The following is a 1,142-nucleotide window of genomic DNA, read 5'->3' on the forward strand; positions in this document are numbered from 1 at the left end:
ACTCATTCATAGCTTTCTGCTCCTTATATTTTTATATTATACAATATGTTCTTTTAGGTGGTACCTATGTGTCCCACTTTTCCGTAGCAGAGCACCCTTTTGTATCTCATCATAATACTTCAGTAAATGGTTCATTCTGACATTCTGCCTATGAACTTGTCAAACTCATCATCTTCATCAATAATGTTTTTACCCATTATAGAATTTAGCGTTTTTATGACTGTTCCATACGCATTCACTAGTTTAGTGTAATACTTGGCTGCTTCAGTTTGTCTTTGAGCCCCTTTATTTGATACCTGTACAGCTCCATGTTTTCTTATTTGTTCCTGAAGGATCCCAAGTTCGACTTTCATGAATGCAGCTTGCTCAATTAAGCTGTCAACTAGTTGTGTTTTGGTTTCATCAACTGATGAAAAAAGCGACCTAAGTCGCTCAACTTCCATATTCACTTCTTTTAATCTTGACATTTTAATACCCCACTTAGTTTGCTCATTCTAATACCTCAATGTTTATGACTTCAATCAAATCCTCTGCAGGAATAATTGCTAATCCACCCCAAGTTCCATGTAGTTGATCAAGTCCGTCTATGTATTCAATGATTCCTTCACGACCGTTGTAATGGTCTTCACCCTTCATGCTAATGATTCTAATTTTGTCTCCAATTTTGTACATACAGATTACCTCCTATGGTTAGTAATATATATCACTCTAAAGAGACAAAATAGCAAGTAAAAAGCGACCGAAGTCGCTCAGTCATTCAACCTATCAAATTTGTTCTAACAATCACATTGTTAACTTCAAATGCCGATAATTAATATCGATGTTTCCGAATAATTTTGTAAACAACGTATAGTTGAATAATGAAATATAGGATTGAACATCCATAAAGAATCAGAATATAAGTTTCTAAGGACAACCTATTTGGTCTATAAAGAGAGAATATTCCCATCATAATAAAACCTACTACAACCATTGAAAGAACAGGAATGAATCCATACTTGTATGAAGGATGATGTTTCCAAAGTAGAGAAGCAGCCCAAACAGCTAGAAATGTTCCACTAAAAGTAGTAAAGATTAATGCAATTCCCATAAGCCCTCCTGCACTGCTATGATTTTCTAGGACACATAGGTACCACCTTTGA

Annotated in this window: 3 protein-coding genes; all 3 read right to left on the minus strand. The window is 35.0% G+C overall.

All coding sequences use genetic code 11. The features are described from left to right. Window positions 1–131: 131 nt before the first annotated feature. Entirely contained in the window at window positions 132–467 is a 336-nt protein-coding gene (locus tag JN09_RS07580) for a hypothetical protein (protein WP_204434573.1), read from the minus strand. Between the two features lie 22 nt (window positions 468–489). Beyond that, entirely contained in the window at window positions 490–672 is a 183-nt protein-coding gene (locus JN09_RS07585) for a DUF4314 domain-containing protein (protein ID WP_204434575.1), read from the minus strand. 139 nt (window positions 673–811) lie between these two features. After that, a complete protein-coding gene (locus tag JN09_RS07590; protein ID WP_204434577.1) occupies window positions 812–1,090 on the minus strand; it encodes a hypothetical protein in 279 nt (92 codons plus the stop codon). Window positions 1,091–1,142 lie beyond the last annotated feature (52 nt).

This window comes from Paracholeplasma morum (assembly GCF_016907055.1).
Lineage (GTDB): Bacteria > Bacillota_I > Bacilli_A > Acholeplasmatales > UBA5453 > Paracholeplasma > Paracholeplasma morum.

Coding starts and splice junctions, on each gene's coding strand:
- JN09_RS07580 (WP_204434573.1), bottom strand. CDS start 467: ATGTCAAGATTAAAAGAAGTGAATATGGAAGTTGAGCGACTTAGGTCG.
- JN09_RS07590 (WP_204434577.1), bottom strand. CDS start 1,090: ATGGGAATTGCATTAATCTTTACTACTTTTAGTGGAACATTTCTAGCT.
- JN09_RS07585 (WP_204434575.1), bottom strand. CDS start 672: ATGTACAAAATTGGAGACAAAATTAGAATCATTAGCATGAAGGGTGAA.